The sequence below is a fragment of the Methylomonas defluvii genome (assembly GCF_033949435.1).
Taxonomy (GTDB): Bacteria; Pseudomonadota; Gammaproteobacteria; order Methylococcales; family Methylomonadaceae; genus Methylomonas; species Methylomonas defluvii.
On the sequence record NZ_JAXARY010000003.1, the window covers coordinates 43,027 to 66,080 of the forward strand.

General features: G+C 53.2%; 15 protein-coding genes. 3 read left to right on the plus strand and 12 right to left on the minus strand.

Translation table 11 applies throughout. The features are described from left to right. Positions 1–16 precede the first annotated feature (16 nt). From QLH52_RS04595 to QLH52_RS04610, 4 genes are all read right to left on the minus strand, one after another. Positions 17–1,264, minus strand: a complete 1,248-nt coding sequence (locus QLH52_RS04595; protein ID WP_319960710.1) for a PepSY-associated TM helix domain-containing protein — start codon at positions 1,262–1,264, stop codon at positions 17–19. Then, positions 1,261–3,705 (minus strand): TonB-dependent siderophore receptor, encoded by a 2,445-nt coding sequence (locus tag QLH52_RS04600; RefSeq protein ID WP_319960711.1) that lies wholly within the window; start codon positions 3,703–3,705, stop codon positions 1,261–1,263. The genes QLH52_RS04595 and QLH52_RS04600 overlap by 4 nt, the downstream gene beginning before the upstream one ends. Positions 3,706–3,902: 197 nt before the next feature. Continuing rightward, the gene (locus tag QLH52_RS04605; protein WP_319960712.1) at positions 3,903–4,865 is read right to left on the minus strand and encodes a FecR family protein; all 963 of its coding nucleotides are present in this window, start codon (positions 4,863–4,865) and stop codon (positions 3,903–3,905) included. An 84-nt stretch (positions 4,866–4,949) separates the two neighbouring features. Further along, positions 4,950–5,477 (minus strand): RNA polymerase sigma factor, encoded by a 528-nt coding sequence (locus QLH52_RS04610; protein WP_319960713.1) that lies wholly within the window; start codon positions 5,475–5,477, stop codon positions 4,950–4,952. A 267-nt stretch (positions 5,478–5,744) separates the two neighbouring features. On the opposite strand from QLH52_RS04610, the gene QLH52_RS04615 reads away from it, so the two are divergent. After that, a complete protein-coding gene (locus QLH52_RS04615; protein ID WP_319960714.1) occupies positions 5,745–6,866 on the plus strand; it encodes a sensor domain-containing diguanylate cyclase in 1,122 nt (373 codons plus the stop codon). Here the strand turns inward: QLH52_RS04615 and galE are convergent. The 5 genes from galE to QLH52_RS04640 form a co-directional block, all read right to left on the minus strand. Continuing rightward, positions 6,863–7,909: a UDP-glucose 4-epimerase GalE gene (galE, locus tag QLH52_RS04620; RefSeq protein WP_319960715.1), complete on the minus strand. Its 1,047-nt coding sequence runs from the start codon at positions 7,907–7,909 to the stop codon at positions 6,863–6,865. The genes QLH52_RS04615 and galE overlap by 4 nt on opposite strands. Before the next feature lie 15 nt (positions 7,910–7,924). After that, positions 7,925–8,782, minus strand: coding sequence for a tRNA 2-thiocytidine(32) synthetase TtcA (ttcA, locus tag QLH52_RS04625; RefSeq protein ID WP_319960716.1), 858 nt, complete (start codon positions 8,780–8,782; stop codon positions 7,925–7,927). A gap of 46 nt (positions 8,783–8,828) precedes the next feature. Then, on the minus strand, positions 8,829–10,049 hold the full coding sequence (gene fabB / locus QLH52_RS04630; RefSeq protein WP_319960717.1) for a beta-ketoacyl-ACP synthase I: 1,221 nt from the start codon (positions 10,047–10,049) through the stop codon (positions 8,829–8,831). A gap of 10 nt (positions 10,050–10,059) precedes the next feature. Continuing rightward, a complete protein-coding gene (gene fabA, locus QLH52_RS04635; RefSeq protein WP_033156420.1) occupies positions 10,060–10,575 on the minus strand; it encodes a 3-hydroxyacyl-[acyl-carrier-protein] dehydratase FabA in 516 nt (171 codons plus the stop codon). A 76-nt stretch (positions 10,576–10,651) separates the two neighbouring features. Further along, complete coding sequence (locus QLH52_RS04640) at positions 10,652–12,568, minus strand: transglycosylase SLT domain-containing protein (protein WP_319960718.1); 1,917 nt, start codon at positions 12,566–12,568, stop codon at positions 10,652–10,654. A 103-nt stretch (positions 12,569–12,671) separates the two neighbouring features. On the opposite strand from QLH52_RS04640, the gene QLH52_RS04645 reads away from it, so the two are divergent. Both QLH52_RS04645 and QLH52_RS04650 read left to right on the plus strand, forming a co-directional pair. Continuing rightward, on the plus strand, positions 12,672–14,468 hold the full coding sequence (locus QLH52_RS04645; protein WP_319960719.1) for an ABC transporter ATP-binding protein: 1,797 nt from the start codon (positions 12,672–12,674) through the stop codon (positions 14,466–14,468). After that, positions 14,468–15,298, plus strand: a complete 831-nt coding sequence (locus QLH52_RS04650; protein ID WP_319960720.1) for a PHP domain-containing protein — start codon at positions 14,468–14,470, stop codon at positions 15,296–15,298. Before QLH52_RS04645 ends, QLH52_RS04650 begins: the two co-directional genes overlap by 1 nt. Here the strand turns inward: QLH52_RS04650 and QLH52_RS04655 are convergent. The 3 genes from QLH52_RS04655 to QLH52_RS04665 are packed head-to-tail and all read right to left on the minus strand — an operon-like array spanning position 15,295 to position 23,025. Next, a complete protein-coding gene (locus QLH52_RS04655) occupies positions 15,295–18,135 on the minus strand; it encodes an EAL domain-containing protein (RefSeq protein ID WP_319960721.1) in 2,841 nt (946 codons plus the stop codon). The two genes, QLH52_RS04650 and QLH52_RS04655, sit on opposite strands and share 4 nt — an antisense overlap. Before the next feature lies 1 nt (position 18,136). Next, positions 18,137–20,281 (minus strand): two-component system response regulator, encoded by a 2,145-nt coding sequence (locus QLH52_RS04660; protein WP_319960722.1) that lies wholly within the window; start codon positions 20,279–20,281, stop codon positions 18,137–18,139. After that, positions 20,281–23,025 carry a response regulator gene (locus QLH52_RS04665; RefSeq protein ID WP_319960723.1) on the minus strand — a complete coding sequence of 915 codons (2,745 nt, stop codon included), beginning with the start codon at positions 23,023–23,025 and terminating at the stop codon, positions 20,281–20,283. Before QLH52_RS04665 ends, QLH52_RS04660 begins: the two co-directional genes overlap by 1 nt. Positions 23,026–23,054 lie beyond the last annotated feature (29 nt).

The window sequence follows — 23,054 nt, forward strand, 5'->3', positions numbered from 1 at the left end:
CTCCGGCAGCGGTGACTTAGCAGCGAACTTTGCCGGGATTTTTCTGGGCCTGAATAACAGCGGCGGCCGATTTTGCCCGGCGTTTTTGCAGCCAACGAATCACGCCCGTTACATACAAAACCGGGCAAGCCAAACCGCTCAATAACACCAAAATCCGACCCGGCCAGCCGAAGGCATGGCCGGAATGCAAGGGCCATTGCCAGTCCAGAAACAAGTCGCCGGCTGAACCGCTACCAGCGTCATACCTTTTCAGTATTTCGCCGCTGTATTGATCTATCGCGATTTCCCGGTAACCGATATAGCGGCTCAGTTCTCTCACATTGCGTTTCCAGACATAGTAAATACCTTGCCCATCCGCCGGCGCGCTTAGCATCCACATCTGTCCGTTCGGATACTGGTGACGGGCGACCGCTTCGGCTTGACCCGGCGTAATGGCGGTGGTGCCGGGTATAGAACGGGAATGAATTTTTGCCGATTCCATGCCTTCCCAGGCATTCGGCCGCTGTAGTGGCGAAAATTGCTTCACCAAAACATTGACCTGCTCCGGTAAGTTGAAATACACCCCCGAGAACACCACCACTAACAACACCGCAGCCGAATAAACGCCGACGATTTTGTGCAAGTCGAAGTTGAAGCGGACCAAACTGGCGCGAGGTTTAATCGTCAGGGCTGTTCGGAAATTGCCGGTGAGCGGCCACCAGACGATCAGGCCGGTGAGGATTGAAATAATGGCAAACGCGCTGACGATACCGACGAATATCACTCCCGGTGTATCCAGCAATAGGCAATAGTGCAACTGCATGATGAAGCTGATCAAGGGCCTGCCCCAGTAACGGTCGCGGGGATGCCAGAGCTGCTTGCCGGTGGCCCGTGCCGTGTAGGGGTTGACGAAAACGTAATAGCCGTCGCCCTGCTCGCCCGATTCGGCGTGCGCCGGCGCCGGTTGGTGATACAGCAATTTGTAGGCGGTGTCGGCATGGCGCGGATAATACAGTTTGTCTAACCGGCTGCCGGGCGGTTTGATGGTCTCCGCCGCCGCGATGATGTCATCCAGCGGACAAAGCTGTCTTTGACTAGCCGGCGGCGCTTGGATTCGAATCTGCTCGGCATTCAGCACGTCCTGTAATTCCTCGTAAAACACCAGAATGCCGCCGGTAAAACCCACCACCGCCAATACCGCGCCCACGAACAATCCCAGGTATAAATGCACCCGCAACCAGATTTGCCGCCGGGATTTCAGCCGTCGTAAGCGTGCCGATGTCAAAATTCAACCTTGACCGAACCTAAAAAAGTCCGCGGCATGCCCGGTTGCGAGCCGAAACTGCGGGTTTCCCAGGTCGAGGCCGAGTAATAGCGTTTATCAAGCAGGTTATCGACATTAAATTGCAGGCTGATTTTGGACGGTCCGGCGTTGAAGGCGTACCCCAGGGCGGCGTCGACGCGAGCGTATCCGGGCAGTTGAAAGCTGTTGGCGCGGTCGCCCTGGCGCTCGCCGGCCAGATAAACCCCGGCGCCCGTCCAAAAGCCTTGCCAGCCGAGGCCGGCGAAATCGTATTTGGACCACAGGCTGGCGGCTTGCTCGGGCACATTGGCGAACTGCTTACCCTGAATGTCCGTGACGTCCTTGGTAAACATCGTGCGGGTAAACGAATAGCTAGCGATCAGGCTCCAGAACTCGGTAATGCGTCCGGATACATCCAATTCGATACCCTGGCTGCGGCCCTCGCCGACCAGCACGTTGAAGCCCTGCGCCGCCAACGCGGCATCGGCGGCTGAGTGGCTGATGTTCTTCTTGGTCAGCTCGTAGTAAGTCAGGCCGGCATTCAACTTGCCGTCCCACCATTCGCCTTTTACGCCGGCTTCCCAGCCCTCCGACATTTCCGGACGGCGTTGCGAACCTGGAATCAGGCGGCTGGTGTTGGCGGCATTCATGGCTTTGACGTAGTTGGTGTAAAGCGAGAGCCAGTTCAATGGCCGGTAGAGCAGACCAGCCCGTGGACTGAATTCGCCGTCGTCGGTGACATCCGCGCCGTCGCTACTGCTGTGGGCTTGGTCGTAACGAGTGCCGAACAATAGATGCCAATCCTCGGCGATAGTGACTTGATCCTGAATGTACAAGCCCCACCAAGAGGTACGACTGGTCGATACCGGGCTGGAGGTTTCCGCCGCCAGATTGATGCCGGGCCGGTCGTAGGTAATCGGCTGAAAAATATTGATGGGTGATGGGAAACTGGTGCCGCAGGTGTCGCACAGGAAATAACTGCTGTTGGTGCGGCCGTCGGTCTTATAAAGATCGCCGCCGACGGTCAGGGTATGTTCCAGGCCGAACGTTTTGAAGTTGCCGGTGAGATTGACAATACCTTGGATGCTGTCCTCGGTGTAGTCATAGTCGCTGTAGAACAGGGAGGCGTCGCCGGTGGCTTCGTCCAGGGTATTGATGAAAGTGCCCGCCGAGAATTGGTGTTCGTAATTGTAGCCGACCTTGGCGTTCAGTTTCCATTTATCGGAAAAAGCATGGCTAAGGCTCAGGCCACCGTAAAGCAGACTGGAATCGCCATCGTCGGTAGCTCGCTCGCCTATGAAGCGGCTAATTGGCAGGTTAGCCGGTCGATTGCCGACGGCCGGAACGCCGAAGGTGGTGGGGCCGTTGACGTCGTGGTAGCGAAAATCCAGATCGAGTTGGGTGCGGGGTGAAATTTTCCAGGTCAGGGACGGGGCGATAAAACCACGTTCCTTATTGACGACGTCTATATAAGAATTGCTGCTCAAATATTCCATGTTCACCCGATACAACAAACTGCCGTCTTTGTTAATCGGCCCGCTGGCATCGGCAAGCGTGCGGTAGAGATCGAACGAGCCGAATTGCTGTTGCAACGAATAGTACGGCGTATCCAATGGCCGTTTAGTGACGTAGTTGATCAAGCCGCCTGGTTCCATGCGACCGTACAATGCACCGGCAGGACCTTTCAACACCTCAACCCGGTCGATCATCGCGAGGGAATGCGACTGCGGCAAGTCCCGAAGGCCGTCGATATATTGGCGGCTGTCGGTGGCAAAGCCACGTAAATAAGCGGTGTCATAGACATATTCTTCACCGCGCGAATCGAAATAGCCACTGACGTTGCGCAAGGCATCGCCGACACGGATGGCTTGCTGGTCGTCGAGAACCGCTTTGGGAATCACCTGAATCGATAACGGCGTATCCATGATCGGCGTGTCGGTTTTAGTAGCCGAGCTGGCAATGGTCCGGTTATAGAAAGGATTTCGCGGGTCGCTGTCGGCATAGCTGACTTTGCCGGTCACTGTGACTGGGGGTAAGGTGGCGGCGGATTGGGGTTCGGTAATTGCTTTCTTCTCCAACATTACATTGCCGGGACCGGTAAGCCGGTAACCAATGCCGGTACCTTGCAATAGTTTGTCGAGCGCCTGTTGCGGCGAAAAATGGCCGTTCACCGCACTGGAACGTGCATTTTGGGCAATTTCCGCTGGAAAACCGACTTGCCAATCACTAGCGGCAATGAAGGCGTTCAATGCGTCGGTCAAGGCTTGGGCCGGGATGTTGAAGGTTCGCGTGGCGCCGGGAGTATCGGTTTGGCCGGTCTCGGCGGCATAAACTGGTAGCGGCCGAATAGCCGGCAAAGCCAAAGCGATTGCCATGGCGAGTTTGCGTAATGCGGCGGGTGGGATGGGTGGTAGCCGATACATGAATACTCCTGGTCTGTGAACTTAATAGTCAGTGCAAAAAAGCACATGGCTACCGAGACGTTTCAGAAAACGGGATACACAGTCAGTTAAGCGATATTTTTACCGGCAAGCGTAGCGTTGCCTAATACGCAGGTAATTGGGCTGAGGTTTGAAACGGCGTAAAGCCGGAGCGGCAAACGGTTGGCGAGGTTTTGGACTTAGCTTTTTAACACCGTCAGATAAGGCGAGATATTGATGGTTTTGGCTCCCGCAATGTCCGCTAGGGTTCGGATCAGGGCTGCGGTATCTTCCAGTTTGTAATTTCCGGTTATCCGGGTGTTTGCCAATTTGGCGTCGGCGATGACGATGGCGCCTGGATGGTAGCGATCCAGTTCCGTTATCACGTCTGCCAAAGTTCGATCTTGAAAGATCAGGCGGCCTTTTAGCCAGGCAAAGGTCTTACCGGTATCTATGTTGCTGATTTCCGCAACGCTGTGGGTATCGATCTCGGTATGTTGGCCGACGCTTAATTGTCGGTTTTGGCCTTGTTCGGCGCTACAAATCACCAAGCCGCTTTCGACATTCACTTGGGTAGTATCGCCGGTTTTGACGCTGAAACGGGTGCCGACCACCCGCACTGTTCCCTGTGCTGTCGTCACAATGAATGGCCGGTGTTTGTCGGCTTGCACCTCAAAATACGCTTCGCCGCTTATTAAGATTACGCCGCGCTGTTGGCCGGCGTAATCCAGTTTTACCGCGCTATCGGTATTGAGAACCAGCGCGGAACCGTCTGCCAGTATTACTCGGCGCTGTTCGCCGGTGGCGGTGGTAATGTCTGCTTGCCAGCGTTGCAAGCAGCCGCTTGAAGCCAGGAACCAGCCGCTAATCAAGGTAATGCTGGCGGCTGCAGCCCAGCGCCGAATGGTCGATTTACGCTGCGCGGGCGGCCGAAGTGGGATACTGGCGTATTGGCTTAGGGCGGCGTTCAAGGCCGGCGATTGCCAGAGTTGCACCACTTTGTCGTAAGCGGTTTGATGCGTGGGGTCGGCGGCTAACCAGCAGGCAAACTCGGCTTGATCGGCCGCACCGCTTTTATGGTCTTGTAAGCGGGCAAACCAGGCAAGTGCTTGATCTTGGACATTACCCGGCGATGGAACTTCCTGATCAAAACGTAAAGGCATGGCGGTTGGCGGATTAGGTAATGGGGCGAATTTTATCAGTATTGGTGCTGTGTTCAGGAAAATCAGTATGGCCTAAGGTAATGGCTAGTCTTGCCGGCTGGCTAATAAATGAGTTAGAGCTGCCTGTACATTCTTCTCTACCGCGCTACGCGATATGTCGTAATAGGCGGCGATCCGCTCGTAATTCCAATGGTGAAATTTGTGCAACACCAGAATTTGCCTGCGCCGTTCGGGTAATTGCTCAAGCGCTGCCAGCATCAATGCCAGTTCTTGTTGATCGGATGCTTGCTGCTCGGGAGTCGGGGTATCGTCCGGCAAATTGTCCAGCAGCGATATATCTTCGTCCGTATCGGCCGTTTTTGAGTCGTCGGCGCGTTGGCGAATACGTTCTTTACGCAGATGATCCAGTGCCAGGTTTTTTGCGATTTGGTATAGAAACGGCCGCGGGTAACTGATGTCTTGGATTTCCAGGGCGTGCAGCATTTTTATGTAAGCTTCATGCGCCAAGTCTTCCGCGGTTTGCGGGCAGCCGACAATGCCGAAAATAGTGTGAATCAACGAATCGCGATGGCTCAAAAATAAATCGTCGATGTTGAAGGTGAGGCTGTTCATGGCGAAGACGTGTTTGGCGTGCTTGGAACCCGATAGAGCCGATTTACAGCAATATTTGAACCAATAAACAAGTGTGTTGATTTTGAAAGACAAAATCACATGGCACCCGGCGGCAGGGTATGGCATATGCCGTTTTAATAGGTGAAATGCCTGATTTATTTGCAATCAGAGTGGACGGGAGATGTGTGCTGGAAGTGCCCACAACTACACACTTTTTCTGCGAAAACTGCTAGTCTTATCACCTCGATTAAGCGGGTGGGGCCGAGCTTGGAACAGGATATAACAACAGATCTGCGGGTGTTGGAAAGTCATTTGGACGGTATGCTCAACCGCGTCCAACACAACAGCTTGACCTTGAAGCGATTGCAAAGCTTTGAAATGCGTTTACTGGGGCTTAGTTCGCTGGCGGAAATGATCGAGTTTATTCTCGGTGAAGCCAAGGCCTTGTTCGATTTGGACGTGATCAGTTTGTGTTTGATCGACCCTAAAAACGAAATCGCCGGTTACCTGGAAGTGGATAATTATAATTTTCGGGACCGGGAAGGGCTGTTTTTAGCCAGTAGCGAATGGCAATTGCGGCATAGTTTTGGTCTGTCCGACCAGCCGTTTCTGGGTAGCTATCAAACCACGATTTGCGAGAAGTTTTTCTCCGAATCGAATCAACAAAAACCGGCGTCGGTGGTGATTGCGCCGCTGATTCGCCGGGATCGGTATTTGGGCTCGTTGAATCTGGGCAGTTATCACAACGAGCGTTTCATGCAAGGTATGGCGACCGATTTTGTCGAGCACATCGCCTCGGTCATCAGTATTTGCCTGGAAAACAATCTTAATGTCGAAACCATGCGGCGCACCAGTTTGGTCGATCCCTTGACCGGCGTGAATAATCGGCGGTTTTTGGAGCAGCGTATCGAGGAAGAGCTGGATCGCAGTCAACGCAATCGCGAACCTTTGTCCTGTCTATTTCTGGATATTGATTTTTTCAAGCGCATCAACGACGGTTTTGGACACCAGGCTGGCGATCATGTCTTGGCTGTGGTGGCCGGAATCATCAAGAAATTGCTGCGCAATAATGATGTGCTGGCGCGTTACGGTGGCGAGGAATTTGTGGCCTTGCTGTCGCAATCCGATGAAAGTACGGCCTCGGAAATTGCCGAGCGGATTCGTTTGAGTATTGCTAATTTGCAGGTGGAGTATGGCGACCAAGCCATCCCGGTGACTATTTCGATTGGTGTGGCGACTTACCAGCCTAACCGGGCGCAGAAAAAGCTTGTCGCCGAGATTGCCTTGCAATTGGTGCAAACCGCCGATGCTGCCTTGTACGAAGCCAAACGTAAAGGCAGAAACCGTATTGAGAATGGCGGGTTGGTGTTAGTAACCGAGCCAGCTTAGTGGTAGCCGTTGGGATTATTTTTCTGCCAACGCCAGGTGTCGGTCATCATTTGTTTTAAATCCCGCTCGGCTTTCCAACCTATTTTTGCTTCGGCCAAGCTCGGATCAGCGTAGCAGGCCGCGACATCGCCGGCTCTGCGTGGTGCGATTTTGTAGGGTACCGCTTGGCCCGTCACCTCAATGAAGGTATTGACCATTTCCAATACGCTGTAGCCGTTGCCGGTTCCTAAATTAACCGCATCGCAAATAGCGGTATCGGCCGATTTACCGAGCAGGTATTGCAAGGCTTTGATATGGCCTTGCGCCAGATCGACCACATGGATGTAATCGCGCACACCGGTGCCGTCCTTAGTGGGGTAGTCGTCGCCGAACACCGACAGGACCGGCAATTTGCCGATGGCGACTTGCGATAAAAACGGCATCAGATTATTAGGGATGCCGTTTGGGTCTTCGCCGATCAAGCCGCTACTGTGCGCGCCGATCGGGTTGAAATAACGCAGTATTGCAAATTGCCAGGGCTGGCTGTTGCCGTTCAGGCTGTCGGCATTGCTGACATCGCGCAGGATTTCCTCGATAAATAGCTTGGTGCGGCCATAAGGGTTGGTGGCTTGCAGCGGGAAGCTTTCCAGAATCGGTACGCTGTGTGGATCGCCGTAAACGGTCGCCGACGAGCTGAATACCAATCTTTTCACCGCAAACTCTTGCATGGTCTCCAGTAACACTTGGGTGCCGTAGATGTTGTTGCGGTAATAGCTCAAGGGTTGCTGGCAAGATTCGCCGACGGCTTTCAGGCCGGCGAAATGAACCACCGCATCGACTTTATGTGCTTTAAAGATCTCGCGTAGCGCGGCTTGGTCGGTAATGTCGGCTTGATAGAAACCGGGTTTTTGTCCGGTAATGGTTTCGATACGTTTCAGCGACTCGATTTTGCTGTTACTCAGGTTATCGACAACGATAACCTCGAAACCGTTATTCAGCAGCTCTACACAGGTATGGCTACCGATATACCCGGCGCCGCCCGTCACTAAGATGGTGTGTTTCATCGTTGTAATTCCTGGTTAGCGCTCTAAGATGTCCAGCCCGGCTTCATCGGATACGATGCGCGGAATAGTGGATTCGGGGTCGCGGCGCAGGCCGGCAAAATCGAACAAGCTGGTATCGGCCATTTGCGACGGCGCGATATTTTGCAGGCTGGCGAAAATCGTCTCGATGCGGCCGGGGAATTGTTTATCCCAACCGTTGAGCATTTGTTTCATGGCTTTGCGTTGCAGGTTTTCCTGCGAACCGCACAGATTGCAAGGAATGATCGGAAACTGTTTGAAAGCTGCGAAGCGGTTGATGTCTTTTTCCCGGCAGTAAGCCAGCGGCCGAATCACGATGTTTTGTTTATCGTCGCTCAGCAGTTTCGGCGGCATGGCTTTTAGTTTGCCAGCGTAGAACATGTTTAAAAAGAAAGTCTCGATAATGTCGTCGCGGTGATGGCCGAGGGCGATCTTGGTGATCTTATGTTCCTTGGCAAACCCGTACAGCGTGCCGCGGCGTAGCCTAGAGCACAAGCTGCAGGTGGTTTGGCCTTCCGGAATGATGCGTTTGACGATGCTGTATGTGTCGTGCTCGATAATGTGGTAGGGCACGCCTATCGATTGCAAGTATTCCGGCAGTACGTGTTCTGGAAAGCCTGGCTGCTTTTGATCCAGATTGACGGCAATAATCTCAAAATTGATCGGTGCGGTTTTCTGCAAGTTCAGCAGAATGTCCAACATGGTGTAAGAATCTTTGCCGCCGGACAGACACACCATGACCTTATCATCGGGCTCTATCATGTTGAAATCGGCGATGGCTTCGCCAACGCAACGTCTCAGGCGTTTTTGCAGCTTGTTAAACTGGGTACGGGATTTGTGTTCTGGATCGGACATGGGTGCAGGGAAGGGCGGCTGAACCAAAGTTGCAGCCGCGCCAAAGTTAGCCGTTATAGCGTTGGAAAATCAGCGTGGCGTTGGTCCCGCCAAAGCCGAAGCTGTTGGACATAATGGTGTTCAGCGTGACGTTATCCCGATATTCTCTAACGATAGGAATGCCGGCCGCGCCTGGATCGAGTTGGTTGATATTGGCGGAGGCACTCAAGAAGTTTTCTTGCATCATCAGCAAGGAATAAATGGCTTCGTTGACGCCGGCCGCACCCAAGGCATGTCCGGTTAAAGATTTGGTTGAGCTGACTGCCGGTACGCCGTCAACACCAAACACTTCGCGCATCGCTTCCAGTTCGCGGGTGTCGCCTACCGGGGTGCTGGTGCCGTGCGCGTTGATATAGTCAATTTTTTCATTAACGGTAGCCAAGGCTTGTTGCATGCAGCGCACTGCGCCTTCGCCGGAGGGCTGTACCATGTCGTAGCCATCGGACGTGGCGCCATAGCCGACCAACTCGGCATAAATTTTAGCGCCGCGCGCTTTGGCGTGTTCCAGTTCTTCGATTACCAGAACGCCACCGCCGCCGGAGATGACGAAGCCGTCGCGGGTTTCGTCGTAAGGCCGTGAGGCTGTGGCTGGCGTGTCATTATATTTTGAAGACAATGCGCCCATCGCGTCGAACATCACCGACATAGTCCAGTGCAGTTCTTCACCGCCGCCGGCGAACACAACGTCTTGTTTGCCTAATTGAATCAATTCCATGGCGTGGCCGATGCAGTGGGCGCTAGTGGCGCAAGCGGAGCTGATGGAGTAATTGACGCCTTTGATTTTGAAAGGCGTCGCCAGACAGGCCGTGTTGGTACTGGACATGGCGCGTGTCACCATGTACGGACCGACTTTTTTCACGCCTTTCGAGCGCAGAATGTCGGCGGAATCGACCAGATTGGACGTTGACGGCCCGCCTGAGCCCATCACTAAGCCGGTGCGGATATTGGACACTTGCGACTCTTCCAGGCCGGAGTCGGCAATAGCCTGCTCCATAGCCAGGTAGTTGTATGCGGCACCGTCGCCCATAAAGCGTTTAACTTTACGGTCTATCGCTTCATCCAGATCAATATTAACCGGGCCGTGTACATGGCTGCGAAAGCCCATTTCGGCATAGACCGGTGCGTGAACGATACCGGAACGGCCGGCGCGTAAAGAATCAACCACTTCGTCCCGGTTGTTGCCGATGCTGGAAACTATCCCTAAACCTGTTACAACGACGCGCTTCATGATGGTTTCCTTAGAAATCTTGGGTGGAAGTGAATAAACCGACTCGTAAATCGGTCGCCTCGTAGATTTGTTTGCCATCGACTTCCATCGTCGCATCGGCGATGCCCATGACCAATTTGCGTAGAATCACACGCTTCAAGTCGATTTTATAAGTCACTTTTTTGGCTGTCGGCAGCACTTGGCCGGTGAATTTAACTTCGCCGCAACCCAGCGCGCGGCCTTTGCCAGGGCCGCCCAGCCAGCATAAATAAAAACCGACCAATTGCCACATCGCGTCCAAACCCAGACAGCCCGGCATGACCGGATCACCTTGAAAGTGGCAATCAAAAAACCATAATTCGGGGGTAATATCCAGCTCGGCGATGATTTCGCCTTTGCCGTATTTGCCGCCTTCATCGGAAATATGGACGATGCGGTCCATCATCAGCATATTGGGAAGCGGTAGCTGCGCGTTGGTCGGACCGTATAATTCACCTCGGCCGGACATTAATAATTCTTCGCGCGTGAAACTGTGCTGCTTCTCCATCTTGATTTTTACCTGGTTGGTGGGTTCAAAAACTGCGGCATTATCTAATAATCGGCTTAAAAAATCAGCTCAATTTTTAGCCGGGCATGACCTCGCGCATTAGATCGTCGATCTTTAAGCTGTCGCGTTGCAGCCGTTGTTGGTAGATCAAGCTATACATTAACACCGATGCAACATACCCCCGAGTCTCCTTGTAAGGGATGTTTTCAATCCAGATGTCGGCCGGCAAAGCTCGGTTTTCCGGTAGCCAGCGCTTCACTTTATTGGCGCCGGCGTTATAGGCGGCCGTGGCTAGTGCGACGTGGCCATTGAATTGGCGCAAGAGTTTTTTGAAATAAAACGTCCCGTATTTGACATTGAGTTCCGGTTTAAACAGGCTGTAATCGCTATCCCAACTATCGCGCATTTCGGCGGCAATTTGCCGGCCGGTGTTTGGCATGATCTGCATCAAACCTTTAGCGCCAGCCGGCGAATCGGCCAATTCATCGAACGCGCTTTCCTGGCGGATCAAGCCCAAAATTAAACCCGGGTCCAATTGTTGTGCGGCGGCGTTACTTTGGATGGGCTGGATATAGGTCAGCGGAAAGCGTAGATTGACGTCGTCCCATTGATTAGCTTTGGCTATAGTGGCAATCGCCAAAGCCGGACAATTGGCTTGTTTGGCCAGTTTTGCGGCGACGGGTAGCTGGCGACTATCCAGTTTGGCTATCGCGTACCACCATTGGCGTTTGGCTTCCGGTTTTCTGTCGATAGCGAGTAGTTCGGAAAATACCTGGAAATCCGGTCGATTTTGTAAAGCCGCGAGGTCGCTGCTTGATATCGTCAAAGGCCTGTCCACCAGTTCAATGGCTTGCCTTAATCTGCCGGCGGCCAGAAAACCGTAGAAACTGCGATTTTTTGCCAATTGTTGGAACAAGGCATTGGCTGCTGCGCTCTGGCCGGTTTCCGCCAAGCCGCGAGCTTGCCAGTACTGCCATTTTTCCTGAGATTTTTCATCGTCGTTAAGGCCGGTAATCGCCACAGCGACGTCTTGCCAGTTCTGCATATTCAATGCGGCTCTGACTCGCCATTCCCGGGCCGATTCGTCGCTGTTTTCAAGTTGCGACAAGCGGGCGTAAGCGCGGCTGTCGTGTTTTAAGGCCAAGGCGATAGCGATACGTTTTTCGATAAAAGCGGCGATTGCCGGCGTAATGGCGATTTGCGATTTATGACTGTCCCAAGTCGTCATGGCCGTTTCGACATTGGTTTCCAGCCAGCGGTCAATCGCATGGGCAAACAGGTCTCCGGCTTGCTGAGGGTTCTCGCGCCAGCCTGTATCAGCAATAACGGTTTCCGGCTGTCGGTGCAGTTTTAACCAGATATTGGCCTGCTTGAGTTCCGCGTCGCTGAAAAATCGGGTCAAGTAGCTGGCCAGGCTTTGATTGTCACGTTTGAGGGCGGCGTGAAATCGTTGGTTGATCAGCTCTTTATTAAAATACGGCGATGATTTATAAGCTTCGAACAGGACATCGCAATTATCCGGCTGCGATTTACCGCTTAACCATAAAGTGCGGGCTTGATTAAAGGCTTCCAAGGCTTGGCCGGTTTGCAATTGAGCCAGGCCGGCGTAGCATTGCAGCTCGGGATCGTCACTGCCTTGATAATTATTCAACAGCACTAGCCACTGCTGCTTTTTACCCAAAGCCAGCAACCACTTTTGCCGCAGCCCGGCCGCGTAACGACTGGCGGCGTGCTCGTTTAAAAACTGTTTGATGTCGGCGTCGGCGTCCAAATGATTTTTTAACCATTGGTATTGCAGATAAGGATATAGCGGGTAGCCTTTTAGGTTTGAAGCCAGCGCGAAATATTCGGCATCGCGATTCTGGTCAAGTGCTTGCTCGGCACGCAAAAATAGCTGACGTTGGCTGGCCAAAGAGATTTCATCCGCCTGGGCACTGTTCGGTAAAACGCCGGTCAGAGCGGCAAGCAGTAAAAAACACGGGATAACATGCATATCAATTTCCACGACAGCCGAGACTAAACACCAAGCAAGAAGTTTTTGCAAAGTGGGTCGGACCATTATAATCGTTAAACTTCATCGAATTTGTTTCATTACCTTGAAAACCTCACAGCGCGCGGCGCAAGCCGAATATTCCTGGCAGTATATTTACAGCATCGCTAAGCAGCATAAAAAACAACTGATCAACGGGCATTTGGTCGCCATCTTGGCAACGGTTGCCAGCGTACCGGTACCCTTATTGATGCCGTTATTGGTGGACGAAGTTCTGCTTAACCATCCGGGCGTGGTGCTGAATAGCCTCAACCCGTGGCTACCCGGCGAGTGGCAGCAACCTGCCATTTACATTGCCATTATTTTGCTGCTGAGCTTGCTGTTGCGCTTGTTTGCCTTGGTGCTAAACATTATGCAGACTCGGCAGTTTTCCAATATTGCCAAGGATGTGATTTTTCGCATTCGCGAAAGTTTGGTGAAACATTTGCAACACATTTCGATGTCCGAGTATGAAAGCCTGGGCAGCGGTACGGTCAGTTCGCACATGGTGACCGACCTCGATACGCTGGATAATTTTATCGGCACCACGATCAGTAAATTATTGGTGGCAGTTCTGACCGTGTTCGGTACCGCTTTAATTCTGCTGTGGATGCACTGGCAATTGGGTTTATTCATTATCTTTTTGAACCCGCTGGTAATTTACCTGGCGAGGGCCGTTGGTTCCAGGGTGAAGGAACTAAAGGCTAACGAAAACAAAGCCTACGCGATATTCCAGCAAGCTTTGAGCGAAACGCTGGAGGCGATTCATCAAATCCGCGCCAGCAACCGTGAGGGGCATTATTGCCGGCAGTTGATCGGCAGCGCGTTAGCGGTGAAAAACCACTCGACCATCTATGCCTGGAAAAGCGATGCGACGGTGCGTTTGAGCTTTTTGACCTTCTTATTTGGCTTCGATATTTTCCGCGCAACAGCGATGCTGATGGTGCTGTATTCCAATCTGACCATAGGCGAAATGCTGGCGGTATTCGGTTATCTGTGGTTCATGATGGCGCCGGTGCAGGAGATATTAAGCATTCAGCAGTCTTTTTATGCCGCCAAAGCCGCGTTGGCCCGCGTCAACCAGCTGACCCTGTTGCAGCGCGAACCTTATTATCCGCATTTGCAAAACCCGTTTATCGGGCGTAAAACCGTGTCGGTCAGCGTCAAGAATCTGCATTTTAGTTACAAGGACGAACCGGTACTGAACGGTATTAATCTGACCATACCGGCCGGCGAGAAAATCGCACTGGTCGGCGCCAGCGGCGGTGGCAAGTCGACGCTGGCGCAAACTTTGATCGGTTTATATCCGCCGGGCAGCGGCATGATTTATTTCGACGGCGTGCCGCTGAACCGGATAGGCTTGGATGTGGTGCGCGAACATGTCGCGACCGTTTTACAGCATCCCGCTTTGCTAAACGATACGATACGCGCCAATCTGACCTTGGGCCGGGAGATTGCCGATGCTGAATTGTGGCGAGCTTTGGAGATTGCGCAAATGAAGTCCACCGTTGAAGAACAGCCGCAGGGTTTGGACACCGTGGTGGGTAGGCAGGGTATGCGCTTATCCGGCGGCCAACGGCAACGGCTGGCCATCGCCCGGATGATAGTCAGCCAGCCGGCAGTGGTGATTCTCGACGAAGCCACATCGGCGCTGGACAGCGAAACCGAGTATAAACTGCACCAAGCCTTGAGCACCTTTCTGGAAGGCCGTACTACCATCATCATTGCGCATAGGCTCAGTGCGGTGAAACAGGCTGATCATGTGTATGTCTTTGAACAAGGCCAGATTTGCGAACAAGGCAAACACGATTCCTTGATTCAACAAAACGGCTTGTACGCCAAACTTTACGGTGATTATCAATAGTGTCGGAATTATACGATTTACACAGTCATTCCACCGCGTCCGACGGCGCGTTGTCGCCCACCGAACTGGTGTTGCGTGCTCAACAGCAGGGCGTTACCGCGCTGGCTTTGACCGACCACGATACAACTGCCGGTTTACAAGAAGCGACCGAAGCCGCCGCGCAAGCCGGCATCCGCTTGATTCCCGGCATCGAACTGTCGGCCAGTTTTGAAAGCCATTGTCTACACATCGTCGGTTTAAATATCGATCCACAGCATCCGGGTTTACTCGACGGTATTGCCAAGCAACAATTAATTCGCGACCAACGCGCGCAAAAAATTGCCGAAAAACTGGCGAAGAAGGGCATAGCCGATGCCTATCCCACGTTAAGACAAATCGCCGGTAACGGCGAAATCACCCGCCTGCATTTTGCCGATTTTCTGGTTAATCAAGGTGTGGTCGAAACCCAGCAGGACGCATTTGATCGTTATTTGAGCAAGGGCAAGCCGGCTTATGTACCAACGGTTTGGGCCGGTCTGGCCGATTGTGTCGGCTGGATTCGGGCCGCCGGCGGTGTGGCGGTGTTGGCGCATCCCTTGCGTTACAAACTCAGTACCAAATGGATTAACAAAGCATTGGTGGCATTCAAGGCGGCAGGCGGGCAGGGCATCGAAGTGGTGACGGGTCGGGCCAGCGTCGATGATATCCGCTTAAGTTATTTGCATGCCAGCAAACATCAATTGCATGCATCGATGGGCTCGGATTTTCATGCGCCGGGCAACCCATGGCTAGAGCTCGGGCGTTTGGCGGCCTTGCCGGACGGCGCGTCACCGGTTTGGCAGTTATTTTAACCAGGCGTAAACAACTGGGCGAATTCGTCGGCGGGCAAGGGTTGATTCCAATAAAACCCCTGCGCTTTGCGGCAACCGAGTTGATGCAGTTGCTCGGCTTGCTCCTTGGTTTCCACGCCTTCGGCCAAGGTCAGCAGGCCCAGCGTATCGCCCAATTGCAGGATGGCTTTGACGATAGCGGTGTCTTCGGCTTTGCCTGAGGTTAAATCCCGGATAAACGATTGGTCGATTTTTAGTTTGTTCACCGCAAAGCGCTTCAAATAACTCAGTGAGGAATAACCGGTGCCGAAATCGTCGATGGCAAAGCTGACGCCCAAGGCGCGCAACTGGGCAATCGTATTGATGACGGCATTGGTATCGAACATCAGGACCGATTCGGTTAACTCCAGCTCTAAATAATGCGGTTCCAGGCCGGATTCCGCCAATGCGCTTTGCACCGACTCCAATAAGTTGCCGCGTTTGAACTGTAGGGCCGAGATGTTGACGGTAACCAGCAGTTTCATACCGGCGTCATGCCAAAGCTTGTTTTGCTTGCAGGCTTCACGTAACACCCAGTCGCCTATCGGTACGATCATGCCGTTGTCCTCAGCGATAGGAATGAACTTGGCCGGCGGGATCATCGGGCTGTTTTCCGGTTGCCAGCGCAGCAAGGCTTCCGCGCCGATCACCGTGTTGTTGTGTATGGAATATTGCGGCTGATAATGCAAGCGAAGTTCTTTGCGCTTCAAAGCCATGCGCAGGCCGTTCTCGATATTCATCCGCTCGATAGACGCCAGGTTCATATCGTTGGAAAAGAAGCGGAAGGTATTGCGGCCTTCGTTTTTAGCCGAATACATTGCCGTGTCGGCTTTGTTGAGTAAACCGTGAAAATTCAGGCCGTCATTGGGATACAAACTGACGCCTATGCTGAAGGAGGTGCAAAGGGTAACACCTTCGATCACAAAGGGTTGTGTCAGTTGATCGAGAATTTTCAGCACAATTTGCGTGATCGCGTCGATGTCGGGAATGTCGGTGAGGATAATGATGAATTCATCGCCGCCTTGCCGGCAAACCGTATCCACCTCGCGCACGCATTGCACCAGACGCTCCGCGATGCCTTGCAGTAAGCGGTCGCCGACGTCGTGCCCCATTGTGTCGTTAATATTTTTAAAATGATCCAGGTCCAGAAACAGTAAGCCGACCAGCGTGTTGTTACGCACGGCATGGGCCATGGCCTGGTTAAAGCGGTCGCGCAACAAGGTGCGATTGGGCAAATTGGTGAGCGGATCGTGACGTGCCAGATATTCGATTTGGGCTTCGGCGGCCTTGCGCTCGGTAATGTCCGAAAAAATGCCGATGTAATGGCTGATGGCGCCATGGGTGTTATACATCGCGGAAATACCTAGCCACGCGGGATAAGATTCGCCGTTCTTGCGGGTATCCCAAATTTCGCCTTGCCAGTAGCCGTTTTCGCGCAAGGCCTGCCAGATACGTTGATAGTGGTTGAGGTCAAGATGACGCGCATCGAGAATGGAGGGCGTTTGCTGAAGCACTTCTTCGGCTCTGTAACCGGTAATCGTCGTATAGGCCTGATTGCTGGACACGATGCGGGTATCCGGATCGCACAGGAAAATGGCCTCGCCGCTGTTTTCGAACACTTTGGCCAGCAAATTCAGGCGTTCGGCTGCCGTTTTACTGTCGGTGATGTCGGTGTGGGTGCCCAGCATGCGCACTGGCTGATGATTGGCATCACGTTCGGCGATACTGCCTATCGATAATATCCATTTCCAGCTATCGTCCGCGCAACGCTGCCGATATTCCAGGCGATATTCTGCCAGTTCCCCGGCGATGTACTGCCGGTAGGCGTCGGAAACGCGCTGCCGGTCATCGGGATGCAAGCGCATGATCCAGCTGTCGATATTGGCGTCGAAATCGGCTGGGTTGTAGCCGAGCATGCTGGCATATTCGGCGTTGATGATCATGGCCCCGGTTTGCGGATTGATGTCATAAAAACCTTGTTTGGCTGCCTGCATGGACAGCCGCAAGCGTTCCTCGCTATCGGCAAGGGCTTGCTGCGTGCTGCGCATTTCGGTGATGTCGTGCGCCAGACCGTTCACCGCAACCACTCGGCCATGGTCGTCGAACATGGGCGACTCATTGAGGCTGAGTACACGCAGACTGCCATCCTTGCTGCGTACTTCCACTTCGTAGTTCGGTGGTTTGATGCCCGCCAGGCATTGTTCGGTGTAGGTTCTGGCAAGCCGATTGATCGGGTTGTTGGTCGTTATATCGAAGCAGTCGCAATGTAGTTCGTCGGGTTTGTAGCCGAGGATATGCTCCACCGAAGGACCTAGATAAGTAAAAATACGTTCGGTATTGTGAGAATACAGGAAGTATTCGTTACCGATGCTTTCCACCAAATCCCGAAAGCGTTGCTCGCTTTGCTTGAGTAGCGTTTGTTGCTCTATAAGACGTTGTGTAGTGCGGTGCGAGCGCAGCACATAGCTGATGCGATGCGGCAACAGCGGCCATTGGATGGGTTTGCCGATAAAGTCGGTAGCCCCCAGCCGAAAGGCGTCTTCCACCGCTTGCGTATCCTCGATAGCCGTCATCATGACAATCGGCACCGATTTGTCGCTGGCGGCACGCATGCCTTGTAAACAACTGAAACCATCCATCTCCGGCATCATCACGTCCAGCAGCACCAAATCCGGCTCGGCGGCGATAAATTGTTCCAATCCGGTCCGGCCGTTGTCGGTTTCGATCAGTTCGTAGCCGTCGGCTTGCAAGATTTGCCTGACCAGCAGACGGATCATCGGATCGTCGTCGACTAACAGGATGCGCGGCTTGGCGGACATGTCAGACTTTGTCGGCTAACAAGCGTTGCGCATTGAATGCACGGACAAATGCGGCAAATTCATTGGCGGGCATGGGCTTGTTGTACAAAAAGCCTTGCACTACCTCGCAACCACTGTCGAGCAGGAAGTTGGCTTGATCTTCATTCTCCACGCCCTCCGCGACCACTTCCAGCGACAGCGCGTCGGCCAAAGCCAATATTGCCGCGGTAATCGCCATGTCGTCTTCATTGTGCGGAAGATCGCGGACAAAGCAATGATCGACTTTCAATTCCGAGATAGGCAGTTTTTTTAAATAAGACAAGGATGAATAACCTGTGCCGAAATCGTCGATACTGATTTTGACGCCCAGGGCTTGTAATTCCCGCAAGGTCACTAAAGCGTCGTCGATATGGTCGAGTAAGATGGTTTCGGTCAGTTCCAGCTTGAGGTAGCGAGGTTCCAGGCCGATGCCGGTCAATACGTCGCGGACGTGATTGCCAAAGCCGTATTGTCGGAATTGAGTTGCCGATACGTTCACCGCCATGATCAGTCCTTGGCTCAGTCCCGATTGTTGCCAATCCAAAGTTTGCCGGCTGGCATTTTCCAGCACCCAATCGCTGATTTGGGCAATCAAGCCGGAATCTTCGGCAATAGGAATAAATTGCGACGGGCCGATCAAACCCAGTTCCGGGTGCTGCCAGCGAATCAAGGCCTCGCAGCCGACGACTTGCTGGCGGCGGATATTAATTTTGGCTTGATAGTAAAGCTGCAATTCATGGCGTTCTATGGCGCGGCGCAGGCTGTTTTCCATCGCCAGTTTATGAAACGCGGCAACATTCAGCGATTTACTGAAAAACTGATAATTGTTATGGCCGTGTTCGCTAGCATGGTTCATCGCAAACTCGCCGTTTTTGATGAAGCTGTCTTCATCCTGGCCGTCCCCCGGATAGACGGCGATGCCGATATTGATCCCCAGAAACAGTTCGGTGTTCTCCACCGGAAAAGCGTGCTGCATCGCCTGAAAAATCCGCTTAGCCACTTTGACGCTATCGCGCGTGTCCTCGATACGATTCAGCAACACGGTAAATTCGTTACCGCCCAGCCGGGAGACCGTCATGTCCGCCAAATCGTAATCGGCGTTGATGGAAATGTAGTCGCAATCCCGCACTTCGGCCAGCAAGCGTTCGGCGAACAATTTCAACACCTGGTCGCCGATTTTGGGGCCCAGGGTTTCGTTGATGCGTTTGAAACGATCAATACTGATAAATAAAGTGGAAATGACCGTACCGTAGCGCGTGCAATAGGCCATTGCTTGCGCCAGAACTTCCTTGAACAGCGTCCGGTTGGGCAGGCCGGTTAGCGGGTCGTAGTAAGATAAAAGCCTCACCCGTTCTTCTATGTGCCGGCGTTCGGTAATATCTTGCAGCGTACCGTGAATATGGCTTACCTGCCCATCGGCGATCACGGGTTTGCCTTGAATATGAATCACTTGGTTGGCGCCATCGCGACGAGTAATCGATAATTCCAGGCGAAAACTGCGTCGGTTTTTGACGCAAAGATCAATGGCTTGTTGCAGTTTGCCGACTTCCGATGGCTGCATGGATTTGTATAAGTCGCGGCATTTATGTTCGAACGATGAGCGATTCGTGCCGAGGATATTAAAGACTTCTTCCGACCATTGCATGTTGTCGTCGGCAATAGACCAGTACCAACTGCCCAGTTGCGCTATTTTTTGCGCTTGGCGCAGTGCCGCTTCGCTTCGGGCCAGTTCTTCTAACGTGGCGACCGAGCGCAGCAAGTAACGTAAGCGGTGCGGTAAGGTCGGCCAATTGAGCGGTTTGGAGATAAAGTCGGTCGCGCCCAATTGAAAGGCGCGATTGACCGATTCCAGGTCGTCCATGCCGGTCAGCATCACGACGGGCAGCAGGCTGTTGCCGGGCATGTTTTTGATGGCTTGCAGGCAGTCGAAGCCGTTGAGGTCCGGCAACATGACATCCAGCAATACCAGATTGGGCCGTTCGCTGGCTGCCAATGCCAAGCCTTGCTTGCCGCTAGCCGCGCAAATGACATCAAACGCTTCTCTTTGCAGAATTTCTTGCAACATCAGACGCACCATATCGTCGTCGTCTATCGCTAAAATCAGGCTGCGGGCAGGTAATCGTTGCATTATGAGGGTTTGAGTTGCGAAAGCCGCTGGAGAATTTCTTTATATTCTGTTTGCAGGCTTTCGGCAACCCGGCTATCGAATTGCAAAGTGTTGTGCCGCGCTGCATGTTCAAGCGCACGGGCCAGTTCCGACAAGTTTAGTGCGCCGATGTTGGCTGCGGCCGATTTTAGACTATGCGCGGCATGCCGCACTGTTTCCGTATTCCGTTCCAACAGGCCGGAGCGGAGTGTCGCGATATGTTGCTCGGCATTTGTCCTAAACAAGGCCAAGACGTCGTCGACCAGCGCGCTGCCGCCAATTTCCCGCAAGGTATTCAGCGCGGCCGGGTCTAGAGTAGCGGCAATCGATTTGATCTCGGGAGCGGCTGTATTGAGGGCGGTTGTGGGCAGCGGGGCTGCCAACGCCTGGATTTTGTCTTGCAAGGTTTTTTGTAAAAACGGTTTACTGAGGTAATCATCCATGCCGGCCTGCAAACAGCGTTCGCGATCACCTTCCATGGCGTTGGCGGTGAGGGCGATAATGGGGATTCGAGGCAAATTGCGGCTGCTTTCCCGATTGCGGATGTATTGGGTTGCCGTGTAACCGTCCATGACCGGCATCATGCAATCCATCAGGATGAGATCGACCGGCTCACGGTCGATAATATCGAGCACTTCCCGGCCGTTATTCGCCAGCGACAGGGTGTAGCCCAACTGGCGCAACATGGCGCTGCAAACTTTCTGGTTGACCGGATTGTCTTCGGCCAACAGGATTCGAATGGCGCCGGCAGCAGAAGCCGGCGTACTGAACGATTGCGGTTTTTGCGACATCAGCCCGAGCAGCGCATCGTGCAGGGTGCGTCTGTGCAGGGGCTTGTGAAGGTACAGATCGCAGGCGCTGCCGCGAATTTTGGCTAATACGTCCTCATCGTTGCTGGACGTAATAATGACGATGCGGATATTGGCAAATCGCCGGTCTATACGAATCCGTTGGGTTAATTCGACGCCGTTCATGCCCAGCATTTTCATGTCCAGCACGGCAATATCGAAGAACAGGCCCAAGTGTGCCGACTGATCGAGAATTTCCAAGGCGTGAGCGCCATTTTTGGCGACGCGGGTAAACATGCCAAAAACAGTCAAATGATTTTCCAGGATTTTTGCATTGGTGGCGTTATCTTCCACCAATAAGACCTGCTTGCCTTGCAGATCGTTGCCCGGCAAGCTTGCAGGCAGGGCTTGGCTAGCTTGGCGGAGCGGGATATGCAGGGTAAATACCGAGCCGCTGTTCGCACGGCTTTGCACTTGGATATTGCCGCCCATCAATTCGCTTAGTTCCTTGCTGATGGCCAATCCCAGACCGGTGCCGCCGTATTTGCGGGTGGTGGAGCCGTCGGCTTGACTAAAAGATTTGAATAGCCTGGCTTGAGTGTCCGGGCCGATGCCGATGCCGGTGTCGCTAATACAAAACTCCAGGCACATGCCATCAGCGGATGGGCAGAGATCCGATTCGGCCACATTCACTTGCATTTTCACCGAGCCGGCTTCGGTAAATTTGATGGCGTTGGATAACAAGTTGGTGAGTATTTGCCGTAAGCGATAAGGATCGCCTCTGACGTCGCGTGGCACCCGTTTATCGACGGTGCACACCAGTTCGATGTTTTTGCTGCTGGCGCGTTCGAAGAACAAGGCAGCGAGTTGGTCGGTAAGATTGATCAAATTAAAATCGATTTCTTCCAATTCCAGCTTGCCCGCTTCGATTTTGGAAAAGTCCAGAATATCGTTAATCACGGTCAACAGTGAATCGGCGGAGCTGAACACGGTTTCGGCGTATTGGCGTTGCGTGGTGTCGAGGTCGGTGCCCAACAGCAATTCGGTCATGCCCAGCACCCCGTTCATGGGGGTGCGGATTTCGTGGCTCATGGTTGCCAGGAATTGCGACTTGGCGATATTGGCGGCTTGGGCATCGACGACGGCCTGCCGCAGGTCGGCGGTGCGCAGATCGACTTGTTTTTCCAGGTTGCCGCGCTGATTTTCCAGTTCGGCATCGCGTTGTTGTACCCGCTCTATCATCTGGTTGAAGCTTCTTACCAGTTGGCCGATTTCATCTTCGCCTTCACCTTGGGCGCGCACCATGTAGTTGTTGTCCCTGGATACCTGTTTGGCCAGTGAAGACAAACGGATCAGCGGTGCGGCGATCGATTCCGCCAAGCGCCGGCCGAAAAAAACCGCCAGAATAAACGACACCACCATCACCAAAAAAATTTGGCCCAGACTGATAATCACCATACGCCACATGGGCTTTAAGTCGAGCTGCAAGCGTAAGGTGCCGATCACGTCGCCGTTATCGTCGGGTAAGGGGTTTAAAATGACATGGCTCAATATCCGCAAACCCTGGTTGCGTTGTTGTTGTTCCGCATCGCTCAAGGTGGCGGGGAAACTGTCCGGTGCAGCCTTGGCCGGGTAATGGGCGAAAATTTCGCCGTCATTTTTGTAGAGTTGCGCGGAGATGACTTCAGATTTGCCGCGTAAGGTGGCTAGAATCTCGGTGCCGGTTTTGGTGTCGCCAAACAGCAGCGCAGCGTTAGCGTTAAAACCGATCATTTTGCCGAGCGAACGCACCTCCATTGACAGTTCGCGCCGCTCTTGCCAGATATGCGTCATGCTGGTAATTAATAAGGTAAACAGCAGAGCCAATGCCAAAGTGATGGCTTGCAAGCGTTGCAGCTTGTAGGTCATCGGCAGATTGGCCAGTTTGTCGCGAATCATGGGTGGCGTCGAGATGTCATCTGCATGTG

What these genes read in the sequence shown, in the direction of transcription:
- QLH52_RS04600 (WP_319960711.1), bottom strand. Translation starts at nt 3,705, where the DNA reads ATGTATCGGCTACCACCCATCCCACCCGCCGCATTACGCAAACTCGCC.
- QLH52_RS04605 (WP_319960712.1), bottom strand. Translation starts at nt 4,865, where the DNA reads ATGCCTTTACGTTTTGATCAGGAAGTTCCATCGCCGGGTAATGTCCAA.
- QLH52_RS04610 (WP_319960713.1), bottom strand. Translation starts at nt 5,477, where the DNA reads ATGAACAGCCTCACCTTCAACATCGACGATTTATTTTTGAGCCATCGC.
- galE (WP_319960715.1), bottom strand. Translation starts at nt 7,909, where the DNA reads ATGAAACACACCATCTTAGTGACGGGCGGCGCCGGGTATATCGGTAGC.
- ttcA (WP_319960716.1), bottom strand. Translation starts at nt 8,782, where the DNA reads ATGTCCGATCCAGAACACAAATCCCGTACCCAGTTTAACAAGCTGCAA.
- fabB (WP_319960717.1), bottom strand. Translation starts at nt 10,049, where the DNA reads ATGAAGCGCGTCGTTGTAACAGGTTTAGGGATAGTTTCCAGCATCGGC.
- fabA (WP_033156420.1), bottom strand. Translation starts at nt 10,575, where the DNA reads ATGGAGAAGCAGCACAGTTTCACGCGCGAAGAATTATTAATGTCCGGC.
- QLH52_RS04640 (WP_319960718.1), bottom strand. Translation starts at nt 12,568, where the DNA reads ATGCATGTTATCCCGTGTTTTTTACTGCTTGCCGCTCTGACCGGCGTT.
- QLH52_RS04655 (WP_319960721.1), bottom strand. Translation starts at nt 18,135, where the DNA reads ATGTCCGCCAAGCCGCGCATCCTGTTAGTCGACGACGATCCGATGATC.
- QLH52_RS04660 (WP_319960722.1), bottom strand. Translation starts at nt 20,281, where the DNA reads ATGCAACGATTACCTGCCCGCAGCCTGATTTTAGCGATAGACGACGAC.
- QLH52_RS04665 (WP_319960723.1), bottom strand. Translation starts at nt 23,025, where the DNA reads ATGATTCGCGACAAACTGGCCAATCTGCCGATGACCTACAAGCTGCAA.